At 62.8% G+C, this 3,707-nt stretch carries 4 protein-coding genes; 2 read left to right on the forward strand and 2 right to left on the reverse strand.

Annotation, left to right across the window (positions count from 1 at the left end; translation table 11 throughout):
• Positions 1-131 precede the first annotated feature (131 nt).
• Positions 132-773 carry an HD domain-containing protein gene (locus AC07T0_RS31615; RefSeq protein ID WP_495004857.1) on the reverse strand — a complete coding sequence of 214 codons (642 nt, stop codon included), beginning with the start codon at positions 771-773 and terminating at the stop codon, positions 132-134.
• A 363-nt stretch (positions 774-1,136) separates the two neighbouring features.
• On the opposite strand from AC07T0_RS31615, the gene AC07T0_RS31620 reads away from it, so the two are divergent.
• Positions 1,137-2,102 carry a GlxA family transcriptional regulator gene (locus AC07T0_RS31620; protein WP_495004858.1) on the forward strand — a complete coding sequence of 322 codons (966 nt, stop codon included), beginning with the start codon at positions 1,137-1,139 and terminating at the stop codon, positions 2,100-2,102.
• Between the two features lie 150 nt (positions 2,103-2,252).
• On the opposite strand, the gene AC07T0_RS31625 is transcribed toward AC07T0_RS31620, so the two are convergent.
• Positions 2,253-2,594: a carboxymuconolactone decarboxylase family protein gene (locus tag AC07T0_RS31625; protein WP_495004859.1), complete on the reverse strand. Its 342-nt coding sequence runs from the start codon at positions 2,592-2,594 to the stop codon at positions 2,253-2,255.
• Between the two features lie 114 nt (positions 2,595-2,708).
• Between AC07T0_RS31625 and AC07T0_RS31630 the strand changes: the two genes are divergently transcribed.
• The gene (locus AC07T0_RS31630; RefSeq protein ID WP_495004860.1) at positions 2,709-3,617 is read left to right on the forward strand and encodes a cupin domain-containing protein; all 909 of its coding nucleotides are present in this window, start codon (positions 2,709-2,711) and stop codon (positions 3,615-3,617) included.
• Positions 3,618-3,707 lie beyond the last annotated feature (90 nt).

Consider the following 3,707-nt stretch of genomic DNA (forward strand, 5'->3'; position numbering starts at 1 on the left):
GTACACAAAAATCAGGTACGACTCAACCCCCCCTTGTGGGAGCGGAGCTTGCCCGCGAAGAGGCCCTCAAGATCGCCTACAGTTCCATGTGCTGGCCACGATCCTATTGGTTCCGCCTTGCCCCCATGCTTTTATTCAGCCCAAGGCGAACGCCGAATCACCTCGACAAAATTCATCGGCTTGAACGTCGCATCCTTGTCCTTCAACACATCGGTCTTCACGTTGCCGAAAGTGGTCAACGGACGATGGCGCAGCCCCTCGGCGAACGCGCAGATGATGCACTCCTTGAACCCTTCCCCCCGTGGATGCGCATGTACCACCGCTTCGCGCTGGGCGCTTGGAAACGCCGCGTAGTCCATCCCCAACACATCCATTTCCACCCCGGCCGTGACCAGCGCTACCGTCGGCCGCAGATGTTGCGGTACTCCCGGCGTGGTGTGCAGGGCAATCGACAGCCAGACCTGCTCGATATCGTCATCCGACAGCCCATATGGCTTCATGAATACCTTGGCCGCATTGGCACCGTCGACTTCGAAACGTTCGTCATCGCTGCGGTGACCTTCCACCAGGCCGAGGTCGTGGAACATTGCGCCGACGTACAGCAACTCCGGATCGTAGGCCAGTTGCTTGCGCTCGCCGCTCAGGGCACCGAACAGGAAGACCCGGCGCGAGTGGTGATAGAGCAGATCGCTTTCCACGTCGCGGATATATTCGGTGGTGGCCTTGGCCAGGGCGCTGTCGGGGATCTTGATGCCGGCAATGTTGTTGCTCATGTCGAGACTTCCTCAGGAGCGCGCGAATGGCGCCGATGGGTTCAGTCTGGCGTCGGGGGTGGGTGGCAACAATCGATACAAGGTGACGAATCCAGCCATTCGGAGTGGGTTCCGTGCCAGCGCGTGCGCGTGATAGAGGCGGCTGTCGCATCGACTGGAGGCTTGCGTTACCGTAAGGCCGACGCCTCATGCGGGCCGGTCCTGGAACCGCAATCCTGAAAACACCGCGTCCCCCTGTAGGAGCCGGCTTGCCGGCGATGAGGCCCTTGAGTCCGGCGGCGATCATTCGACCGCCATCGCCGGCAACCCGGCTCCTACAAGGGATCGCGTTCAACCTTGTCGATTGGCAACGAGGCCCGCTCCATGACCCGAACCCTAGCCGTTGTGGTGTTCCCCGGCGTCCAGGCCCTGGATATCAGCGGACCCATGGACGTCTTTGCCGAAGCCAACAGCTTCCTGCCCCCCGACGCCCGGTACCGGCTGGAAGTGATCGGCGTCGAGCGTGGCTGGCTGGCTTGTTCCAATGGCCTGGCGATCCAGGCGCATCGGCATTTCAGCGAGGCCGAGCAGCGTTACGACTTGCTGTTGTGCGCCGGCGGCCCGAGTTTGCCCGGGCTGGATTTCGGCGATGCCTTCCATGCCTGGCTGCGTGGGGCCTGCGCCCGTGCCGGGTGCTTCGGTTCGATCTGCAACGGCGCCTTCATGCTGGCCCGGGCTGGATTGCTCGACGGGCGCACGGTGACCACCCACTGGAGTGATTCGCCAGCACTGACGGCGTTGTGCCCAGGGACGCGGGTCGAGGCCGATCGCTTGTATGTGCAGGACGACCGGCTGTTCACCTCGGCGGGGGTGACGGCGGGGATCGATTTGTCGTTGTACCTGCTGTCACGGGATCACGGTGCGCAGGTGGCGTTGAAGGTCGCCAAGCGGCTGGTGGTGTTCACCCAGCGTTCCGGTGGGCAGTCGCAGTTCAGTCCGTACCTGGCGCCCCATGCCGAGGCCTCGTCGCCCGTGGCCCAGGTGCAGGCGTATGTGTTGGCGCACCTGACCGGGGACTTGAGCATTGCCGAGTTGGCGCGGGCGGCGAATATGAGTGCGCGGAACTTCTCCCGGGTATTTGCCCGTGAGACCCAGGTGACGCCGGCGGAGTTTGTCGAGCGGGTGCGGGTGGATGCGGCGCGGGTGATGCTGGAAAGCGGCGGGGGGCCGTTGAAGACTGTGGCCTACGAGTGTGGTTTTCGTGATGCGCATCATATGCGCAGTGTGTTCCAGCGACGGCTGGGTGTGACGCCGCAACAGTTTCGACGGCATTTTGCGGGGTTGCTTTGAGCCACGTGCCGCCTGCAAGTAAGCCTTCGCGGGCAAGCTCCGCTCCCACAGGGGGTTCGAGTCGTACCTATTTTCTATGCACGGCACAAAACTTGTGGGAGCGGAGCTTGCCCGCGAAGAGGCCAGTCGCCGTTGCGCAAATCAACAGCCTCAGGACTTCAGGCTGTCGTAAGCCTCCAGCACATGCAGCGAGTAGATGTAGGCGGCACCGGCATTCAGCGAAATCGCCGTGGCCAGGGCGGCGGCAACTTCTTCGCGCGTCGCCCCGGCCTTGATCGCGGCGTCGGTATGCGCACCGATGCAACCGTCACAACGGGTGGTAATCGCCACGGCGATGGAAATCAGCTCACGGGTCTTGGCATCCAGCACATTGTTTTCCGCCGCGGCTTCCCCCAGCTTCATGTACGCCTGGACCATCTTCGGATTGGATTTGCCCAAGGCGCCAAAGGCATTCTTGAGGGTGGGCAACAGTTCGGACCAATTGAGAAACATGATGGTAACTCCTGAAAGGGTAAGGGTAGAGTGGCTTGGCAGCGAGCTCAGTCTCCTCTGTCAGGTGTAGCCACTTTTGTTCAATGCACTCAAGGTTTTGTCCGAAATGCGCAAATGAATTCGATCGATAAACTCATCAGCCTTGCCGGGGTCCGCGGCTGCCTCGACCTGCGTTGCCAGTTGCAGGGCGACTGGGCCATGGAGCATGCGCAGGAGAGCGTCGGGGTAGCGCCTTATCACCTGGTGCTGTCCGGCGATTGCCTGGCGGAGTTGCCGGACGGCTGCTCCTTGCGCCTGCGCGCCGGCGATATCCTGGTGCTGCCCGGTGGCGGCAGTCACCTGTTGCGCAGTCAGGGGCAGCGGGTGGCGCCAATGGCGACGCGCATTAGCCGGGGCGCCTTGCTGCCGCTGCATCGGCTCGGCGGCGAAGAGGCGGAGCTGGATATTCTCTGTGGTCGTTTTCATTATCAGCGCGAGTCGATGTTGTTCAGCGCGCTGCCGGAGTATTTGCTGATTTCCAGTCGCGAGCTGCAGGCCAACGGTCAGTTGGCGGCGCTGGTCAGTCTGCTGCGGGTGGAGGCCGATGGCGATCAGGCTGGGGCGCGATTTCTGGTGGATGCGCTGTCGTCGGCGTTGTTCACGTTGATCCTGCGGGCCTATCTGCAACAGCAGGCGCCCGCCAGCGGAACCCTGGCGTTACTGGCCGACAAACGTCTGAGCCGGGCCTGGCAGGCGATGCTCGACGAGCCCGCCCATGAATGGACCATCGAGGCCCTGGCGGCGTTGGCGAACATGTCGCGGGCGACCTTCATGCGCGCGTTCGCCGCGGTGGCCGGGGCGTCGCCCTGGGTGCTGCTGACACGGGTGCGGATGGAGCTGGCGTATGGTTTGCTAAGCCATTCGCACCTGGGCCTGAGCGATATCGCCGTCCAGGTTGGATATCAGTCCCAGGCGGCCTTCAGCAAGAAATTCAAGGCGATCTATGGCGAGGCGCCCGGGCGCCTTCGCCGGGCGAAGGGCTAGAGCACATATCCCTTGTAATTGGATGGACTCGCCCAAGCCGAGGCGTCTGTAGCGCCACGGTGGCATTCTAATGAAGCCAACGACAGCGAG

The organism is Pseudomonas sp. GW821-FHT04D07 (assembly GCF_059420225.1).

Coding starts and splice junctions, on each gene's coding strand:
- AC07T0_RS31615 (WP_495004857.1), bottom strand. CDS start 773: ATGAGCAACAACATTGCCGGCATCAAGATCCCCGACAGCGCCCTGGCC.
- AC07T0_RS31620 (WP_495004858.1), top strand. CDS start 1,137: ATGACCCGAACCCTAGCCGTTGTGGTGTTCCCCGGCGTCCAGGCCCTG.
- AC07T0_RS31625 (WP_495004859.1), bottom strand. CDS start 2,594: ATGTTTCTCAATTGGTCCGAACTGTTGCCCACCCTCAAGAATGCCTTT.
- AC07T0_RS31630 (WP_495004860.1), top strand. CDS start 2,709: ATGAATTCGATCGATAAACTCATCAGCCTTGCCGGGGTCCGCGGCTGC.